The following is a 16,621-nucleotide window of genomic DNA, read 5'->3' as shown; positions in this document are numbered from 1 at the left end:
ATACGCAAGCATCCTAGCTACAAGGGTGGCTTGGTCCCTCCCGTGGTTGGACTTGCACCAACTAGATAATGCGTGCCTCTGGGCACGCTAAACAAAAAAGGAGTTGCCGTGTGGCAAGCTCCTCAATCATCTAGTCCGTGATCATCATCAATCTTCCATGAAAACTCTTTAGCAATTAAGATTGCAATCTCGGATATGGAATGTTCTAAAATTTCATCGATATCTCTCGGTAAATCGATCTCAATTAAGTTTATTTCTTCAATACCATCAAGTGAATTAAACCCATAGCCGCCATTGGGGTTTGCCGGAATACCAGTTATTTCCACGATTTCTCCATTGATTTCTTTAATAAAGACTAGGTGACGAACTTTTGTAAACCCTAATTTTTCCTGTAAGTAATGCTCCAGAACTTCCGATTTTATTTTTTGTGTGTAATCATCAGAGTGAATACTAATGTAGTAATACATATTACCACCTCATTTTGATCTCAATCAATATTTCTAATTTATCGATAATAATAGGCTATTCCTGCACGAATCCACAAATCAATTCAACTAGCTCAATGAATAAGAGAGCTGCTGTCAGCGCGGCAAATAGCCATGTTGATAGCTCTCTGAGGTGCATTATTAAACTCTCGGTTTCCGTTAGTGCAATAAAGAGGCGTTTTCACATCAGTTCAAATCTAAATAGACTTAATTCAGTTCTTATCTCTTATTAGTCAGGCATTCGCATAAGTGCAACTTTGATTATTTTTTGCCATCGTCGCTTTTTAATAGATCAATTGGCCTCTCAAAATTTAAAGCTGGCACCGGTTTTAACAACCAATTATTAGCATGATTCTTTAGTCTCCAATACAATACAGTAGCAATATCTCGCGGGACAATGATATCAACAAATTTTATATCATTTGCATCAACGATTTCGTTGCAGGTTTCTACAAACTTGAGCGAATGCTCATTGTGAAATGCCTTTAAAAATACATCTAAGTCCATAGGCATCCTCATCTCTTGTTAATCTAAAGCCTATCGGTTTCCGTTAGGTGAAGGATTTATATCGCTGATTTACTTCAAGCTGTCGGTTAAAGATACAATTTTCCCCATGTCATCGTCTAACAACAGATTATGTATCTTCGTACTAATCGTCTGGAGGGCTTTGATACATACGGGTTCAGAAGAATAACACAATGAAATAAACTGTGGTGACTGAATAGAATCATGAATAATCTTGAGTTCCTCTGGCTCATATTCAGTTGGCACATACGAAGTTATATCATCCAGGTATATGTGTCCCTCGGAGCAAACACCCGAAAGCCGCTCACCTTTATTCACCATTACGATTTTAAATGGGCTCTCGGAAAATACCTCCTGTAGTTTTGAGAGCGAAAGTCGTTCCCCTATTAGAATAACGCTTTGCAAAATCCGCACCTCCATTAACTAGCATCCTAACAACAAGTCCATCTTTGTATTGAGACTAGCCTGCCCGATTGACATGACGGTCACCTCGAAAGTAATGAGTACCTCTGTATAATTCAAGATATTTCCATGCAATCCTGCCCGATAGTTGAGAAAAGGCAACCGATTCAATTGGGTCGGCTGCCTCTTGTTGTTATTGAACTCTCGTTCTTCGTTTATTTAACGAACAAAGGTATTTATCGTGGTTTTAGAATTCTGCTTCGAATAAATACATAAGTCATTTGTATTGCTGCAAGTAAAATAAACATTGGAATTATCGCAAGAAGACCTATACTTCCCATGTTTGGCTGCCACAACGAAACAAGAGGTAAACTCAGTAGCAGACTAATGTACATAAAAATTGCCTTTTGAGTAACTGATGAGATTATTGAAAGTAAGCCCGCAGGAATTAATATTGTCGCAAGTCCTCCTATGTCTGACCCATTTTCAATTTTAATGACAATAAACAAGACAATTGTAATAGCCGAAGCAAGAAATCCAAGATAAGAAGCAAATTTATCAATATGTAATTTACTCATCACTCAAAACCCCTTTCTTTACAATAATACCCATATATAATACGCGTTTATCCGTATATTTGTTGCTGGAACATACCTAATATTTAAACCTAAACAGCTTGCTATCACCAAGCTCTACTGCCCGATAGCTTAACGAGGCCACCGAATCATACCGGCAGCCTCGTTTCAGGTTGAGCTATAGTTTCCGTTAGCTAAATAACAAGACCTCGTTCTGAGGTCATCAATCTTCTGAAAAAACATATTCTTTTTTGGCTTCTTGTACCTTTTGGGTACTGAGTATAAAACTAACGATTGCTGCGCCGCTACAAACATAAGGGAGCAGTGAATATCCCCAATTAGATATGACATAACCTCCAATCATTGAACCAATCGTGATACCTATATATAAAGCTGTATTATTCCATGCCATTGCAATTCCTCGTTCTTTTGAATATTCCATTGCTAATCTTGCTTGATATGATGTGAATCCTGCATAACCAACCAAAGCCCATATAAACAGAAAGAAATAAACCCAATCGCCAGATGAGAAGAATATCCCTAAACAAATGAGTATAAGAGTCAAGAAAATTAGTGTAGCCTTTGAAATTTTTCTTTCTCCAAACTTATCTGTTAATTGTCCACTTGTAAGGCTTCCTAAAACCGCTCCGATACCATAAAAAGTAACAGCTAATGCGATTTCTGATGACGAGAATCTATTTTCGGAGTAAAGAGCTGCTCCCAAATAAACATAAAGAGTGTACATCGAAATTGCCCAAATGGTAGTAACACTTACAGAACCTAATATTCGAAGAAGATTTCCTTGTAGTAGATTTATGGTTGAATCACTTCTTGGAATAGAAACCCATGTTTTGAAATTCACTACTGCCAATATTGCTCCTATGGCAGCCATTACAACAAATACTGAACGCCAACCTAGAAAATGCTCCAATAACGTACCGAACGGCGCTCCTGCCCAAAGAGCCGTTAAGTGTCCTGAAACAACAATTGAAAGCCATGTTCCCCTCCGATTTGGTGGTGCAATATCACTAATGATTGCATAAATCAAAGGGGTAATTGAAGCAACGGACAAACCAGCTAAAATACGGCTTATAATTAACCATAAAAAAGAAGGAGTAAAAGCGGTTAGTGTATTAGAAATAGCAAACAGCAATAAACCAAACGTAATAAATAATCTCCGTCCCTTTTTATCTGAAAACCAACCAAAAAAAGGAGCTGAAAAAGCATATGTAACTGCAAAAACTGTTACCATCCATCCAGTGGTCGATGTACTAACCTGATATGCTTCCGAAATGAACGGTAATAACGGAGACACCACAAATAAGTCAGTACCCATAAGAAACAAAGTTATCCAACCAACACTTAAACTTATCTTCCCTTGTAACTCCATTAAATCCCCCCCCATTGAAATGTATATTCACAAAGGGGCATAAAAAGAGTTAGGTTGGAATCATTAATGATGAAACATATCACTACAAAAAAAAAGGGCTGCCGAACGCAGCCCATCTTATCGAACAATCGAATCCCTTCGTTTAATAATCAAGAACTTACGCTATTGTCGTAGCATACTCTCTAATCTGTCCTTCACGAAAAGCCATTCTTCATCGATTACACTGTAATACACAGAGTCTCGCACATATCCATCATATATGATGCGATGCCGACGAAGCACTCCTTCCTTAACAGCACCTAATCTTTCAATTGCCTGTTGAGACCTAAGGTTACGACCATCTGTTTTTATTTGTATACGAATTGTCCCTAGTGTTTCAAAGCAATGCTTCAAAAGAAGATACTTACACTCAGTATTTATATTTGTTCGCCAAACTGTCGGAGACAGCCATGTCCAACCAATTTCCAAACTCCGATTAGGTAAGGATATATCAAGAAAACGAGTGCTTCCCACAACTTTTCCTGAATCATTATCATAGATAACGAAAGGAAATTCAGTTCCTTGTACTTTTGCTTGAAGCGCTCCATTCACAAGACATTTCATATCTTCAATTGAATTTATTTTCATTGGCATATACGCCCATATATCTGGATAGTTTCCCGCATCAAATAATTCCTGTACGTGATCAACTTCCATAGGAAGTATCTTAACCCTTTCTCCTATCAGTTCTACTGGCGTTATCTCCACGATAATTCTCTCCTTTTTATGAATATTGAATAGTCATTTCGTCTCTTTTATGCCTTCTCCTTCTTATTCAGTTAAACTGCCCGTTACTTCAATGAACAACGGCAGCCGATCGTGTGCCAGCTGCCGTTGTGTCTTGTGAAGCTATCGTACTCCGTTAGATTGTAACCGTCCTTTGCATTAAATACCTTTTTTACACGCCCTGCTCCTAGGCATACATCCAACCCAATCTTTGACTCTGGGCATAAACTGGTTATAAATCTAATTTCAACAAGGAGTGAACCACGAATAATGGGATATATGCAACAATTGCCTCCCTATGCCCCGAGTCCATTCGGTCTTCAACATTGTTTATATCGTTTCACTTATATGTGGCTTAGAAACGGAGACAATTTCTGGTTTTTTTTGACGACTGTTGGGGAATCAAGAGCCTATGGCTTTAGGTTTTTCGGCGGAAGATGGAATCAATATTCGATTGCATTAAGAGATATTGTTTCCTTCAATTGTTCTCCGATTCCAACTCTATATTAAGACACTGTGCCTGACCTTTGAATTCGTATCGTTCAGTCTTAATTTAATTCAATGTAACAGGGAGCAGCACCCCGAAGGCCTGCTCCCTGTTCTGGTTGAACTATCGTTTCCGTTAGCATAACAAACTTGTGTTTCAGAAATCGCTTGCAGTTAATGTACACAGCTGCTTGTTGGAAGGAATAATTCAAATGGGTATCGGCCTAGTGGCGGAATCATCCACTTGACCATATATTGATATTGCCAACCCAGGCACCCAACTCACTCGTCACCCTCATTTAAACAACGAGAAAAAAACGGTCTGTATTCGCATCTATTTCGCGATAAGACCGTTTTTCTTTTTCTCGTTATTCTTTGTGGATGTTGGATTAAGGAATTACCATGCAAAAGTCATTAAGACAATAACCAAAAGAATATAAAGAACCAAAACAGTTGCTGCGCTTGAACCGTAACCTGCACAACTTGCACCACTCATATTTACTCATTCCCCTCAGGTGAATTTTCACTACGGTATAATCATACGCTCGGTACATAGTCATTGATTGGACATATGCCAGGGCTTCCTTGCTGAAAGATAAAAAACACATAATAATCCGTTCCTCTAAAGGACGGTTTTTTGTTTAGGAAAGCGGAAGTATTCGTGGAACAATTGAACAATCCTGCCCGTTAGCGGAATAGGCCACCGAATTTATCACCGGCAGCCTACTAGAATTTGTTATGAAGCTATCGTTCCTCGTTAGTTGAATTGACTGTGTACATGATGCCAATGCCTTCTTGAGATACAATCAAAAAGTTGTATTTACTCGTTTCGAATATTTAAAATATAAAATCCATATCATTCCTACAATAATTATAAGAGCTGAATCAAGAACATCATATAGTGTTCTATCTGAGAAAAAGAAATCAATTATCTTAAATAATATCGCTATAAATTCAGTTATGATTGTAATCAATGGTCCATTTTTGTTCTTCTTTAATAAATTAAAAAGAGAAATGATAAAAAGAACTTCTAGTAAAATATAAGAACCAACAGCATATACACTTTTAACATCCCATTCTAGTACATCTTCTATCATCTTGAATATGTAATATGGATTGATCGAAACTCCAACAATTGAATAACTCACATAGAATAGAAGCCAGCCTCTGATTCCCGCTATGTTTTTCTGTTTTTGCACGTATGTTGCCACCTTTTTCTTATGAAACCAAAATTAGATATTTTTAATTATGTGTTAAAATTCAAAAAAATGTAATGGCAGTTAATGGATCATGTTTTGTTGATTTTTAACCAAAATAAAAACCACTCATTGGTGGTGGTGAACCAGCTTTTTTTTAACTAACGTAACCGGTTAGTTCAACGAAATAAGAACACCCACCTTTACATGCCCAAAAAACTTCCCGTTAACCCCACCAATATTGCTCCTAAAATAAAAGCAGCAATATGTATTAAAATCTTATATCGTAACTTAGTTGTTTTTAAAGAAGGATATAGTTTAAATATAAAATATAGTAAGACACCATTTATTGATGTCTCAATTAGTGCTGGAATATATCTATTATTAAAAAAGGACGATTCATATATAAATTCTCTAAACAGAATATCAACTGCTATACCGAGAAATGAAAGTAAAACTTGATAAACGAAAAACTTAAGGTTGTTCATCTAAATCAAACTCTCCTTCAAAATTATTAAAACCTTTTTCTCTGATACACCTGATATTTGAAGTTTTTTACCATAAAGACTACCCAATAATTGATTAAACTATTCTGCTCGTTAGCGTAACAAAGGGCTGCAACATTGCAGCCCTTGTGATATTTAACTATGGTTCTTCCGTTAGTTAAACAACAATTGTCCTCAATCCTTTTCTCTCAAGGTCTTAAATGGAAAAATTATGTTTATCGCTGTGGCTACGATAAACATAATTAACATTGTCAACCATTCATTAACACTTGGCATTATAAAAATTATAATTGATATCGCAACTATAAACATAGTTAGCCAAACTATGAATGGATAATAACGCTTTATTGGGAACAATCGCCTCCCCAATATTTCACCACCCCTAACAAGCAAAAAGAATAATAATATTTTAACAATATTGTTATTTAAAAATTGCATAAAATGCTTCTCCAAGTATTCATTTTTTCTTATTATTATCACCAACCGCTTGAAAATTAATCCAAACAAAAAGACTTCAAAACTTTGACATCGCCAAATGTGACTAATTCGCATAACTGCCCGTTTAGTTGAGCGAAGTCGAATTTTTTACTATACAGTACGTACTGGCGGCAAGGAAATGCTTCAAAGTACCCTCGGCAAAGTAATGCTTCCAAAATCACAATTAAAACGGGATCCGCAGCTGCAGATCCACGTTTCAATTCATTGAACTATCGTATCCATTAGCGTAATGCACTGCCCAAATCCCTAGTTCAAATAAATGATACAGCTTTCTTAATATACTCGTAGAGCTCGCCATCAATTCCATGTTGTATTGCGTCTTCTGGATTCTCACTGTAATACTGTTCTGCCGATTGTATAAACTCAGCATCTGCAGGAGCAAATGAGTCTACTTCCTGCTTCCAACGTTCCGCTAAAGAAGTGACTTCAGGATCATCCGGAAGCTTGCCCATTTTTTTATATTTACGGAATTCAGCAATGAGTCGCAGCCCTTCTGCATAACTTTTCTCCAGCTCATTCTCGCCTAATGATTTGAACAGATTTTTTATTTCTTCTGCTTGCCCCGGCTTAAAATGCGGGCTCTGAATGATCCTCATCATTTGCATTGCCATCATAAACCGTTCGCTTGATACCGATTGCCCTGAATCTAAAAGTTCAAAAATATCATGCAAACGAACACGTAACTCTACCAGTATACTTATTTGCTCGTTTAGTCGGGAAAGCTGCATTTTCAGCATATCTGTCGGATTATAATCAGGGTTATTAATCATTACTTTAACTTCCTCTAGAGCAAACCCCAGCTGCTTAAGCGATATAATTTGATGCAACCTAGTAACATCAGCATCTGTATATAGGCGGTGCCCGGATTCGGTAACCCGGGATGGCGAGAACAATCCGATCTGATCATAATGATGCAGGCTTCGTATGGTTAGACCTGTTCGTTTTGCGATTTCTCCTATCTTCCAACTCCGATTCTCCATACAGATCCCTCCAATAACTTTAACTGCGTTGTATCCATGTACGCATTATATTTAATAAAACTCATCAGGTTCAGAATAACAAGAATAGCCATAAAGCCAGATCGTATAACGATCACTGGATAGCACGTAAAAATAAACCTTGAACCTGACGTAGCGTCAGGATCTATACTATGAAGTACCCCTAGGGAAAACGTCAACATAAGAAATCATGGAGAGGATTTTGATTCAAATGGATAATTACTTAATTAAAACATTAGCCTATAATAAACAAGCCCGCATTCTATTTGTGGAAAATACTGATCTGATCAGAGCTGTTTGCAATCATGATCATATGAATAAACTCCTTAAAACCGCACTTGGCAAAACCGTATCCGTTGCAAGTATGCTAACAGGAATTCTAAAGGGCACTCAACGGATTAGTCTAAAAGTAAAAGCTAGCAATCATAATTATAAAATATTTGCAGATGTCGATTCTATGGGAAATGTACGCGGTTATATTAGTGACGAATTATTAAACGCGCCTTCACACTATTTGAACAATTTATCGATCGAACAGTTGATAGGTGCTAGAGGATGTATTCAGGTCACAACCGATATAGGAATGAACAACTTATTTACAGGGATCACAGATATGCCATACGGGAATATTGTTGATGATATATCACATTATTTTAAACAAAGTGAACAGACTCCTTCATGGTTTTCAGTACACATAGTTTTTAATGAACAAAATGAAATTGTGTTAAGCAGGGGAGTCATGGCCCAACTGCTTCCGGGTGCTCAGGTTCATCTTATTCATAAAATAAGAGACGTATTATCAAATCATCAATCGTACTTGATTGATCTAGAGAACAGCAAGACTTTTAAAGAACTTCCATACTCAATATTTGAAGACATCGACATTGTAGGCATTGAGCCCGTACGTTTGTTTTGTGGATGCTCCAAGGAGATCCTTTACCCCATGTTATATGCCTTAGACAATGAAGAACTGGCGAATGCCTATGAAAACAACAGTGTGGTGGAGATTGTGTGCAATGTATGTGGAAAAAAATATACCTTTGATTCAAGTCAGATTGCGAACCTTATTTAATATCCTCCGTATAGCCTAAATCAGTGCAATTCCATCTACTCCGTCCGCGCGGACTGAACCCAACCGGGGATCGATCTCCTGACCTCATCGATGCGCTCTCCCAACAGAGTTATCTCCTCATAATGGCAGAAATTCCTATGGTAATCTGTAATTTGTCTCAACGGGTGCATTATCCACTTAACAGTACAATAATAAAACAGGTTGCCGAATATGCGAATATGTCAGCAGCCTGTTTTATCATTGTGCTATCGTTTCCGTTAGTTTCGATACTCTTTGTCAGTTTATTCTGAAGTGTTCTATAGATCATATAAACAGCATATCCCATTACACATCCAACTATATTTAGAAGCACATCATCAATATCCGCTGACCCCAAATAGGTTGCAAATTGAATTATTTCAATGCCAAGAATAAACGCGAACGAAATTATTATCGTTTTAATAAATGAAGGTCTTCGTACAACTAACGGAATTAAATACCCCATCGGAACAAATACGGCAATATTGGCGATTAGATTGATAGATGGGGGAGCCATTCCTATTCGGATGTAAGAATCAATAGATGAAGATATAGTCCTAAAGGGTATCAATTCTAAATTTAAATAACCCATATCTTTCTGTGTTTTATTACTAGCAACCCTATCGATTACCCTCTGTATATCACCGAAGAATTTCACAATCACAAAGTTAACTATGCCGATTAAATACGCAATGAAGATGTGCTTTGAATTTATTTTTCTCATGATAGTTGATTCTTCTTCTCCTTTCTAGTACCAGACTTCCATTCAATTTACTTATCCCATTCTACCATATATTGTAACTAAACTGCCCGTTACTTGAACAGGCTGCCCGATAATGATGGCAGCCTGTTTTTATTATTTCGTTATCGTTTCGCGTTAGCTTAAAGATCGGGCAGTGATTCAATATGTGCCTCGACATCAAAAATAAATCCCTTATTGGCAATTTGCTTCCTTTAAAAACCACTGCTTCATCTTTGTTACCATTTCGTTTGCGATAGATTTGTCACGATGATCTAGCCACCGATACAGCGGTTTTTCAATGAAGCCTAATAGTTCCTTTTTAGTATCTTCTAAAGCTTGGATTAACTCATCATACTTAAATTCAATAAAAAAAGCGTTCTCTTTTTTTGTCGTGCTCGGATCATCTGACCATACCTTAACAATACCGTTATTACTATACTCAATCCCTGGGTTAGGATCATGCCCCAACCAAGGACTAACTCTATTGATAATTGATTCATTAACGAGTACTAAGTCTTCTAAGCCGCAGCAGCAACTTGGATAAATGAATTTATCTTCATCTTCAAAAAAAGCAATTCCACCTAGAATTACAACCTCATCCTCATTAAATAGTTGCTTAAATGATTTCTCGAATGATTCCTTAACATCTATATTGTTATATCCAAATAAATGCACTAAGAACAATTCAACTTCTGTAGTTGAACTACTTTCAGTCAAAATAACGTGATCTTTACGAATAATATCACTGTCAATCCAAACTGGACAGTCATAATACGGTTCTCTTATCACAGCTTTGGTATAAGCCAAATCATCGACCCCCTAACTTGTTACAATATATCTAACAGCATTATTCATGCACTTTGCTAATACCAATGCGTGTCCTTCCATAACATTCACCATCATATGTACATTTCCTTTATTGGTAACTAATCTGCCCGTTAGTTCAGCAAACGAAAAAGGAGCATCCTCCAAGCATGCTCCTCAACTATAGTGTTAGGTTAATAAATCAACTATCATGTTCCGTTGTTTATTTGCTTTTCTAATATTTCTATGCGGTTATTAATTGATTTATCGTATTGAAACATGACTCTTAGGAGAACGAGTGTACTGGCTTGAATAGCACTTACAGCGATAGCCATGTCATGGTTTTTAACAGTTGAGTCTTGCTTTGCTTTTTCTATTACTTCTGGTAAAGAGGCAAATACATTTTCAAGTTGTCTTGAAATCTCCTTCTGTAATTCATCAAATTCCTTACTCACTGTTTCACCTACCCTTGAAAATTCTTACATTTAAGTACGTTTTTTCGAAAGTAAAAGTTTCAATCACTGTTCCGTTAATCTGCCCGTTACTTCAACAGGCTGCCGATTATACTAAGTATACTGGCAGCCTGTTTTTATTGTTTTTCGTTAATTTCAATATCAACAAGTGAAATCTATATCCGACTTAAGTTTTGCTACTCAGCGGTATAGTTAACTATATCTGGAGTTCATCAGGAATATATCATGTGAGGGAAAACATAAAATTAGCCATTCGAGAAATACAGAAAACCGTATCGTAAATGAACGATCAGGAGTAAATTACTGCTGCGCCTTTGCGCGTGCTCGCCATGTGACTTGAATGATTGAGGTTTTAATTTATGGGAGGTCTTCTTATGAATAGAAGTAAAATGATTAGGCATCCATACGAACTGTCGCGAGCATGGTTGACGGAGATTCTCCGAAGGACAGGCGCGCTGACTGCAGGGGAAGTGGCCGGTCTTGAAGTTTTTCCGGCGCGGAGCGACAACTCAAGGGTTTACCGGATACGGATCTCTTATTCAGAAGAGGCAGAAGGCGTGCTTCCGCAAAGCCTTTTCCTCAAATTGTGCGATTCAGCACAATTCGCCGCCGCTTCCGAACCGGCTTACTATTCCCGTGACTACATCACCCTGCAGAATGCGCCCCTGCTCAGATGCTTCGATGCAGGGCATGACACGGCAAAAAAAAGCTACCACCTGCTGCTGGAGGATGTCACAGATACCCACAAACCGAGCTGGGAAGCTCCGCCAACCCCGCAGTACGGTAGAGCCCTCGCGGAAGCAGTTGCCAAACTGCATGCCCATCACTGGGTAACGAACGAACAAGGGGCAGAAAGACCGGGAAGACGGCCTGTTCCGGAGATGGAGGAAATTGAGCGCTATCTTTCAGCGATCCGCCCTGGGCTTGCCCCTTTGCTTAAGGCATGCGGACAGGATATTCCCGACCTTTGGACTGAAGCGTTGCCGCTGATTATGGAGAAGCATCCGGAGCGGATGATAGAGAGAACCCGATCACACGAAGGTTTCACGCTCATTCACGGAGATTTGAATCCTGGCAATATCCTGATTTGTCAGAACGGCCTCGTACCCATGTTTTTGATTGACCGACAGCCGTTTGTCTGGTCGCTGACCTGCTGGCTGGGCGTAAGCGATCTGGCTTACGCTATGATTCATTGGTGGGACACTGAGAGCCGACGGGCGCTTGAGTTTCAGATTTTACAGCAGTATCTTGATGTGCTACGCAGCAATGGAGTGAACAACTATTCATGGGAGCAGCTTTGTCTAGATTACAGGCTGTGCGTAGTGCAGAGCCTCTATGTTGCTGTAGAATGGTGCGCCGACCCATTGCAGATAGAACCGATGAGATGGGTATGGTACCCTCAGCTTCAAAAAGCGATGACCGCCTTCTTCGATCTAAAGGTCAGTGAGCTGTTGTAAAGCGCATCACGAGTACAGTGGGGCACGGCGATGAATTCACGATCCAGGTAGCACGTTGAATCAGTTTATAAGGACAACGAATGGTTCCGTGTATGCTGGCAGTCTTTTATTGGATTCAACTATCGTTTCCGTTAGCTCAATGAACCAGGTTAACTTATTTATCAGATGTGCCTGGCTTCCAACCTACTTCTTGAGACCAGTTATGCGCTTTCTGTATGATATCCCAAACGATCGGACCTTTCCCTTCAACATATTTTGGGCGTTCATTTTTAAATTGTTCCATTAATCGATTTTTCTCCTCAGCATACCTTAAGCAATCTTGAGGGTGCTCACGCAAATAATCTCTAAAGAGCAAAGTCATTTGCTCAGAAAAACTACCGACTTGTCTAACATGAATATGAGTTCTTCGAGTGCCCGGTAATTCTCGAAAATATCTCTTAGTTTTGTCCGGATTTTCTTCGCGAAATACAAAACCAACGCTCTCAATTTTGGTCTTATAGGATGTTATGTCATCGTAATTTAGAACAGATATTTGGATATCAATGATTGGTTTTGCATCCAGACCTACGATCGATGTAGAACCAACATGATCAATACGAATGGCCAAATCTCCTAATGAATTTCTCAATTTTAAAGCAATATCATTGAACAGAACCTTCCAACCACTATCGTGTTTGGATATCCTCCATTGATCTTCCATTTAATCTAATCCCCTTCAATTTAGTTGTTTTTATTCATCCTAATTTTACCATAACTAGATTTCCAATCTGATATAAATAATTGCCTCCTTTAAACATAACTGCCATTACTTTAATTAAAAAGCAGCCGATCGTTCTGGTCGGCTGCAGTCGTATCTTGATTCAGCATTACGTTTCTCGTTTGTGGAATGCCATCACGCTTTACTGCCCGATACCTCAACAAACAAAGCAGGTCGCCGCGGCGCCTGCTTTGTTTGTCTGTCTTTATGCAGCTAACGTTTTCCGTTACTTCATTAAGTATAATTTCATTTTTTCAATGATTCTTTCACCTGAATGAACGATGGGGATTAAGTTCAATAATCTCATAGAACGTACGTTTGTTAATTTCGAATCCACAACATGTACAAACTTCATGCATAGATTCAATTTTCATCATTTTGCTTCCACAATTCACACAAAAGAATCTTCCTGCTTCACTATTTTCAACTTTTGGTATCCGTACTTCAACTTCTTTAGAATTATCTATTGCTACATTAAAAACTTTTTCCATGTGCTTTGAAAAATAACTCTCTCCAGCTTTGCAATATAACTCTTCATTATTAACTTTCAGTTCTTCTTTGCAATAAGGGCAATACATTTCTTAAACCTCCCTCACATTATTTTGTTAATAGTTTCTCTTTCAAATTTAATTTGAAATTCCTTCTTCAACTATCCTGCCCGTAAAGCGACAGAAACGAAAAACAAGCGATGGATCGGTTCCGGCGCCGCGTTAACGTTCTCCGTTAGTTTAATGGATTGATTAGTCCTCTTCTTTAATCCTGCTAAATTCAATTTTTGATGGTGTATCCTTATCTAGGCATTTATAAGCGTTTAATATGTCAGGCACGTACTTCTCGGTCAATGCAATACCTTGAATAATTTTTTCTCGTTCAGAAGGACTCACAGCTAATAATTCATGATTACAGTTTTCACAAAAAAGACGCCAGTAATCGTTCGCCTCAACTAACCGAGTAATATTGTATTTCCCCTCATGAAGGCACTTAGAGCACATCAAACTAAACAGCACTATATCCCAACCTTTCAATAGAGTTGTACATACACCTATCATCAAATCATTTTACCATACAACCATCGTAAAAATTCCTAATTTATAGGTAATATGAGTAGTTAATCCCAAATATTATTACGCATATCTGCCCGTTTAACGAAGTAATCACTATTTCTTACCAAACATGTTTTTAACACAATCATTATTAAATTTTAATCTTCGATTAATAAATCATGGTTATTATATAAACAGACCCCCTTTAATATAAGGAAAATCGGACTTACAACCTTAAAACGATGTAGGTCTGATTTTCGTTTTTAGTTTAACGTGTACCCGTTAGATGAGCAAAGGACCACCTAACGGCGGCCCTTATTTGTATTGATTATAGTATCCCTTCTAACCTGTGATACGGTTCACCGTAATATATCCTATAGTATTGCAGACTGGATAACTGAATTTAAATTTGAAAAGATGATTCGCCGTAGGCACTTCTATAGACCCGACTATGAGCGAAATTTGAAACAATAACGACATAGAAGGACATTCCAATAAATGGTACTATAAGAATTACTACATAAAGCAAGGATTTCATATTTAGGAGAGTGAAAATCAGTGATACATATTGGATTGGACTTTGATGATACTTTAATGGATACAAGGAGATCTATTGTAAATGTTTATAATAAGCAACTTAATCGTAGCATTATGTTCGATGAAGTAACTATTTATGAATTATCAGAACTATATGGGCAAAGTTTCAAAGAATTCATAGAATTTTTTACCAGTAATCAAGATGAATTACACCTCATTGAACCATATCCATTCCTACAAGAAACACTTTCTAGGTTCGCCAATAAAGTGAAATTTACAATTATGACTGGAAGACCAGTTGAATGGATGGAATCCGTAAAAAAGTGGATTAAAGAAAATGATATTATGATTGAATCATCGTTATGTGCATCACAATTCGCGAATGGGAAAATAGAATGTGCAAAATTGAATGGGGTATCACTTTTTATCGAAGACCATCCAGCTCATGCATTATCGATAGCTGAAGGTGGTATAAATGTACTATTGATTGATAAGCCATATAATCAAGAGTGCCAGCATAAAAGGATAACGAGAGTGAAGGATTGGCAAGAGATTGGTAAAATCCTTGATGTTATTGTATTACAAATGTGAGTACAGTTTACATAACGAGAAGTCCTATCCAAAGAAACCACTCCATTGGAGTGGCTTCATCTTGCCGGCTGCCGTCATGTCGTGTATTGAACAATAGTTTACGTTAGTCAAATAGGGCATATGGGTGCATCTTAATATTTCCAGTAAATAATGGTCGACAAACATCCAATGCACGATAAGCCGAGCGTTCTAAGTATGCCAAAATCTCTTCGAACGAAAAAATGCTCAACTCTTGCTCAACGTGTTCAATTGGATAGTTAAAGTCGTCCAGTGCATGTTTCTTAAATTCTAATACATTCTTCTCATCAAGTTCATCAATACTCGGTATGTACACAGCGGAATTTAGGGCTTCGTAAAGTCCATCAGAAGCATATTTTTCATTTAGCTTCGCATTGCACAATCGAAAGTCTTGGTGATAACGCTCGTACAGTGTTGGGTCGTTCTTTAGCCTCTCTTCAAAACCACTAAAATAAGACTTCATTGCCCAAACTTCATCCGCAACCAAGTGGGTTAAATAACCCAACATGAAAGGCTCAGTGATGCGCTCTTTATATTTCATGATGAACCGACCGTACTCCCATCGCCTGTTGACGCCATACTTAAATCGATCTCCTACGAAATGGGTATCGTTTTTTTCTGATTTTGCATCTGGTGCTATCGCTCCAAGGAGCATTTCACCACGTTGCTTGATTGACAACTCCTTGCATACAAAATCTGAAATCAACAAATGCATAAACCTAGACCCCATTTAATCATCCCCTTTATTTCAATTCCAACTGTCTTATTGCAATGATAGTACCACATATTAGCAATTAAAGTTCAATAAATCTGCCAGTTAATGTAACGAAGCTGCCATTTTAGCATTCGTTTTTCTTATCCTCTATATATGCTAGAAAATTATCTTGTAGTTCACCATCAGTGCGTACTGAATCTAGAAGTAACTTTGGTTCAAAAGTACAACCTTTAAGAGTTGAACTTCCATCAATAATGCCTAGTACATTCGAAATAGTATCTGTTATCGTCTGCTCAATAATACTAATTAAAATCACCTTTTGTTCTTTAGACAGAGAACCGTATAGCCCAATCGCTTGTCTCCAATTCTCATTTGTTTTGTCGCTGAACTGAGTGGTCTCATATATACTTTTGTAGATCTCCAGATTCTCTTCAACGATTGATTCATACAAGCTTTTAACAAAGTTCTCTACCATTTTTCCTCTCCATCTCTCCTGTCTGAAGTCGTCCTATCCTTCATTGCTAATACTAGTATAACAGCATATAGAGTTGTCATTGTCATTGAAGAA

20 protein-coding genes are annotated in these 16,621 nt (G+C 37.8%); 3 read left to right on the top strand and 17 right to left on the bottom strand.

Annotated features, from left to right (window positions below):
- Window positions 1–122: 122 nt before the first annotated feature.
- The 10 genes from ASD40_RS21370 to ASD40_RS21325 form a co-directional block, all read right to left on the bottom strand.
- A complete protein-coding gene (locus tag ASD40_RS21370; protein ID WP_057305191.1) occupies window positions 123–467 on the bottom strand; it encodes a hypothetical protein in 345 nt (114 codons plus the stop codon).
- 279 nt (window positions 468–746) lie between these two features.
- Window positions 747–992, bottom strand: a complete 246-nt coding sequence (locus tag ASD40_RS21365; protein ID WP_057305190.1) for an antitoxin Xre/MbcA/ParS toxin-binding domain-containing protein — start codon at window positions 990–992, stop codon at window positions 747–749.
- Window positions 993–1,061: 69 nt separating this feature from the next.
- On the bottom strand, window positions 1,062–1,430 hold the full coding sequence (locus ASD40_RS21360; RefSeq protein WP_057305189.1) for a hypothetical protein: 369 nt from the start codon (window positions 1,428–1,430) through the stop codon (window positions 1,062–1,064).
- Between the two features lie 218 nt (window positions 1,431–1,648).
- Entirely contained in the window at window positions 1,649–1,990 is a 342-nt protein-coding gene (locus ASD40_RS21355) for a hypothetical protein (protein WP_057305188.1), read from the bottom strand.
- 220 nt (window positions 1,991–2,210) lie between these two features.
- Entirely contained in the window at window positions 2,211–3,377 is a 1,167-nt protein-coding gene (locus ASD40_RS21350) for an MFS transporter (RefSeq protein WP_063870822.1), read from the bottom strand.
- Window positions 3,378–3,539: 162 nt separating this feature from the next.
- Window positions 3,540–4,124: a GNAT family N-acetyltransferase gene (locus ASD40_RS21345; RefSeq protein ID WP_082562352.1), complete on the bottom strand. Its 585-nt coding sequence runs from the start codon at window positions 4,122–4,124 to the stop codon at window positions 3,540–3,542.
- A gap of 901 nt (window positions 4,125–5,025) precedes the next feature.
- Window positions 5,026–5,124 carry a YjcZ family sporulation protein gene (locus ASD40_RS37380; protein ID WP_156390140.1) on the bottom strand — a complete coding sequence of 33 codons (99 nt, stop codon included), beginning with the start codon at window positions 5,122–5,124 and terminating at the stop codon, window positions 5,026–5,028.
- Between the two features lie 310 nt (window positions 5,125–5,434).
- Window positions 5,435–5,827 carry a DUF2569 family protein gene (locus ASD40_RS21340; RefSeq protein WP_057305186.1) on the bottom strand — a complete coding sequence of 131 codons (393 nt, stop codon included), beginning with the start codon at window positions 5,825–5,827 and terminating at the stop codon, window positions 5,435–5,437.
- 200 nt (window positions 5,828–6,027) lie between these two features.
- Window positions 6,028–6,312, bottom strand: a complete 285-nt coding sequence (locus tag ASD40_RS21335; protein ID WP_057305185.1) for a hypothetical protein — start codon at window positions 6,310–6,312, stop codon at window positions 6,028–6,030.
- A 767-nt stretch (window positions 6,313–7,079) separates the two neighbouring features.
- The gene (locus ASD40_RS21325; RefSeq protein ID WP_057305183.1) at window positions 7,080–7,808 is read right to left on the bottom strand and encodes a MerR family transcriptional regulator; all 729 of its coding nucleotides are present in this window, start codon (window positions 7,806–7,808) and stop codon (window positions 7,080–7,082) included.
- A 229-nt stretch (window positions 7,809–8,037) separates the two neighbouring features.
- Between ASD40_RS21325 and ASD40_RS21320 the strand changes: the two genes are divergently transcribed.
- Window positions 8,038–8,898, top strand: a complete 861-nt coding sequence (locus ASD40_RS21320) for an Hsp33 family molecular chaperone HslO (protein WP_057305182.1) — start codon at window positions 8,038–8,040, stop codon at window positions 8,896–8,898.
- A gap of 169 nt (window positions 8,899–9,067) precedes the next feature.
- Here ASD40_RS21320 and ASD40_RS21315 read toward each other — a convergent pair whose 3' ends face one another.
- The 3 genes from ASD40_RS21315 to ASD40_RS21305 form a co-directional block, all read right to left on the bottom strand.
- Window positions 9,068–9,640 (bottom strand): VanZ family protein, encoded by a 573-nt coding sequence (locus ASD40_RS21315; RefSeq protein WP_057305181.1) that lies wholly within the window; start codon window positions 9,638–9,640, stop codon window positions 9,068–9,070.
- 210 nt (window positions 9,641–9,850) lie between these two features.
- Window positions 9,851–10,465, bottom strand: coding sequence for a hypothetical protein (locus ASD40_RS21310; protein ID WP_057305180.1), 615 nt, complete (start codon window positions 10,463–10,465; stop codon window positions 9,851–9,853).
- Between the two features lie 206 nt (window positions 10,466–10,671).
- Complete coding sequence (locus ASD40_RS21305) at window positions 10,672–10,917, bottom strand: hypothetical protein (RefSeq protein WP_057305179.1); 246 nt, start codon at window positions 10,915–10,917, stop codon at window positions 10,672–10,674.
- 392 nt (window positions 10,918–11,309) lie between these two features.
- Here ASD40_RS21305 and ASD40_RS21300 point away from each other — a divergent pair, with 392 nt between their 5' ends.
- Window positions 11,310–12,392, top strand: a complete 1,083-nt coding sequence (locus tag ASD40_RS21300) for a phosphotransferase family protein (protein ID WP_057305178.1) — start codon at window positions 11,310–11,312, stop codon at window positions 12,390–12,392.
- Between the two features lie 154 nt (window positions 12,393–12,546).
- On the opposite strand, the gene ASD40_RS21295 is transcribed toward ASD40_RS21300, so the two are convergent.
- Window positions 12,547–13,092 (bottom strand): GrpB family protein, encoded by a 546-nt coding sequence (locus ASD40_RS21295; protein ID WP_057305177.1) that lies wholly within the window; start codon window positions 13,090–13,092, stop codon window positions 12,547–12,549.
- Between the two features lie 323 nt (window positions 13,093–13,415).
- Entirely contained in the window at window positions 13,416–13,727 is a 312-nt protein-coding gene (locus ASD40_RS21290) for a hypothetical protein (protein ID WP_057305176.1), read from the bottom strand.
- Window positions 13,728–14,750: 1,023 nt separating this feature from the next.
- Here ASD40_RS21290 and ASD40_RS21280 point away from each other — a divergent pair.
- Entirely contained in the window at window positions 14,751–15,320 is a 570-nt protein-coding gene (locus ASD40_RS21280) for a 5' nucleotidase, NT5C type (RefSeq protein WP_057305174.1), read from the top strand.
- A 103-nt stretch (window positions 15,321–15,423) separates the two neighbouring features.
- On the opposite strand, the gene ASD40_RS21275 is transcribed toward ASD40_RS21280, so the two are convergent.
- Together ASD40_RS21275 and ASD40_RS21270 are read right to left on the bottom strand one after the other, a co-directional pair.
- Window positions 15,424–16,053: a hydrolase gene (locus tag ASD40_RS21275; protein ID WP_156390139.1), complete on the bottom strand. Its 630-nt coding sequence runs from the start codon at window positions 16,051–16,053 to the stop codon at window positions 15,424–15,426.
- Between the two features lie 124 nt (window positions 16,054–16,177).
- Window positions 16,178–16,528 (bottom strand): hypothetical protein, encoded by a 351-nt coding sequence (locus ASD40_RS21270; RefSeq protein ID WP_057305172.1) that lies wholly within the window; start codon window positions 16,526–16,528, stop codon window positions 16,178–16,180.
- Window positions 16,529–16,621: the final 93 nt, after the last annotated feature.

This window comes from Paenibacillus sp. Root444D2, from assembly GCF_001426375.1.
GTDB lineage: Bacteria > Bacillota > Bacilli > Paenibacillales > NBRC-103111 > Paenibacillus_E.
The sequence above is the reverse complement of the archived record's forward strand: the minus strand, read 5'-3'. Positions and strand labels throughout refer to the sequence as shown.

Excerpts from the sequence above, each read along its gene's own strand:
- ASD40_RS21315 (WP_057305181.1), bottom strand. The coding sequence starts at position 9,640 with ATGAGAAAAATAAATTCAAAGCACATCTTCATTGCGTATTTAATCGGC.
- ASD40_RS21335 (WP_057305185.1), bottom strand. The coding sequence starts at position 6,312 with ATGAACAACCTTAAGTTTTTCGTTTATCAAGTTTTACTTTCATTTCTC.
- ASD40_RS21270 (WP_057305172.1), bottom strand. The coding sequence starts at position 16,528 with ATGGTAGAGAACTTTGTTAAAAGCTTGTATGAATCAATCGTTGAAGAG.
- ASD40_RS21300 (WP_057305178.1), top strand. The coding sequence starts at position 11,310 with ATGAATAGAAGTAAAATGATTAGGCATCCATACGAACTGTCGCGAGCA.
- ASD40_RS21370 (WP_057305191.1), bottom strand. The coding sequence starts at position 467 with ATGTATTACTACATTAGTATTCACTCTGATGATTACACACAAAAAATA.
- ASD40_RS21290 (WP_057305176.1), bottom strand. The coding sequence starts at position 13,727 with ATGTATTGCCCTTATTGCAAAGAAGAACTGAAAGTTAATAATGAAGAG.
- ASD40_RS21275 (WP_156390139.1), bottom strand. The coding sequence starts at position 16,053 with ATGCATTTGTTGATTTCAGATTTTGTATGCAAGGAGTTGTCAATCAAG.
- ASD40_RS21355 (WP_057305188.1), bottom strand. The coding sequence starts at position 1,990 with ATGAGTAAATTACATATTGATAAATTTGCTTCTTATCTTGGATTTCTT.
- ASD40_RS21320 (WP_057305182.1), top strand. The coding sequence starts at position 8,038 with ATGGATAATTACTTAATTAAAACATTAGCCTATAATAAACAAGCCCGC.
- ASD40_RS21365 (WP_057305190.1), bottom strand. The coding sequence starts at position 992 with ATGGACTTAGATGTATTTTTAAAGGCATTTCACAATGAGCATTCGCTC.
- ASD40_RS21350 (WP_063870822.1), bottom strand. The coding sequence starts at position 3,377 with ATGGAGTTACAAGGGAAGATAAGTTTAAGTGTTGGTTGGATAACTTTG.
- ASD40_RS37380 (WP_156390140.1), bottom strand. The coding sequence starts at position 5,124 with ATGAGTGGTGCAAGTTGTGCAGGTTACGGTTCAAGCGCAGCAACTGTT.
- ASD40_RS21360 (WP_057305189.1), bottom strand. The coding sequence starts at position 1,430 with ATGGAGGTGCGGATTTTGCAAAGCGTTATTCTAATAGGGGAACGACTT.
- ASD40_RS21325 (WP_057305183.1), bottom strand. The coding sequence starts at position 7,808 with ATGGAGAATCGGAGTTGGAAGATAGGAGAAATCGCAAAACGAACAGGT.
- ASD40_RS21295 (WP_057305177.1), bottom strand. The coding sequence starts at position 13,092 with ATGGAAGATCAATGGAGGATATCCAAACACGATAGTGGTTGGAAGGTT.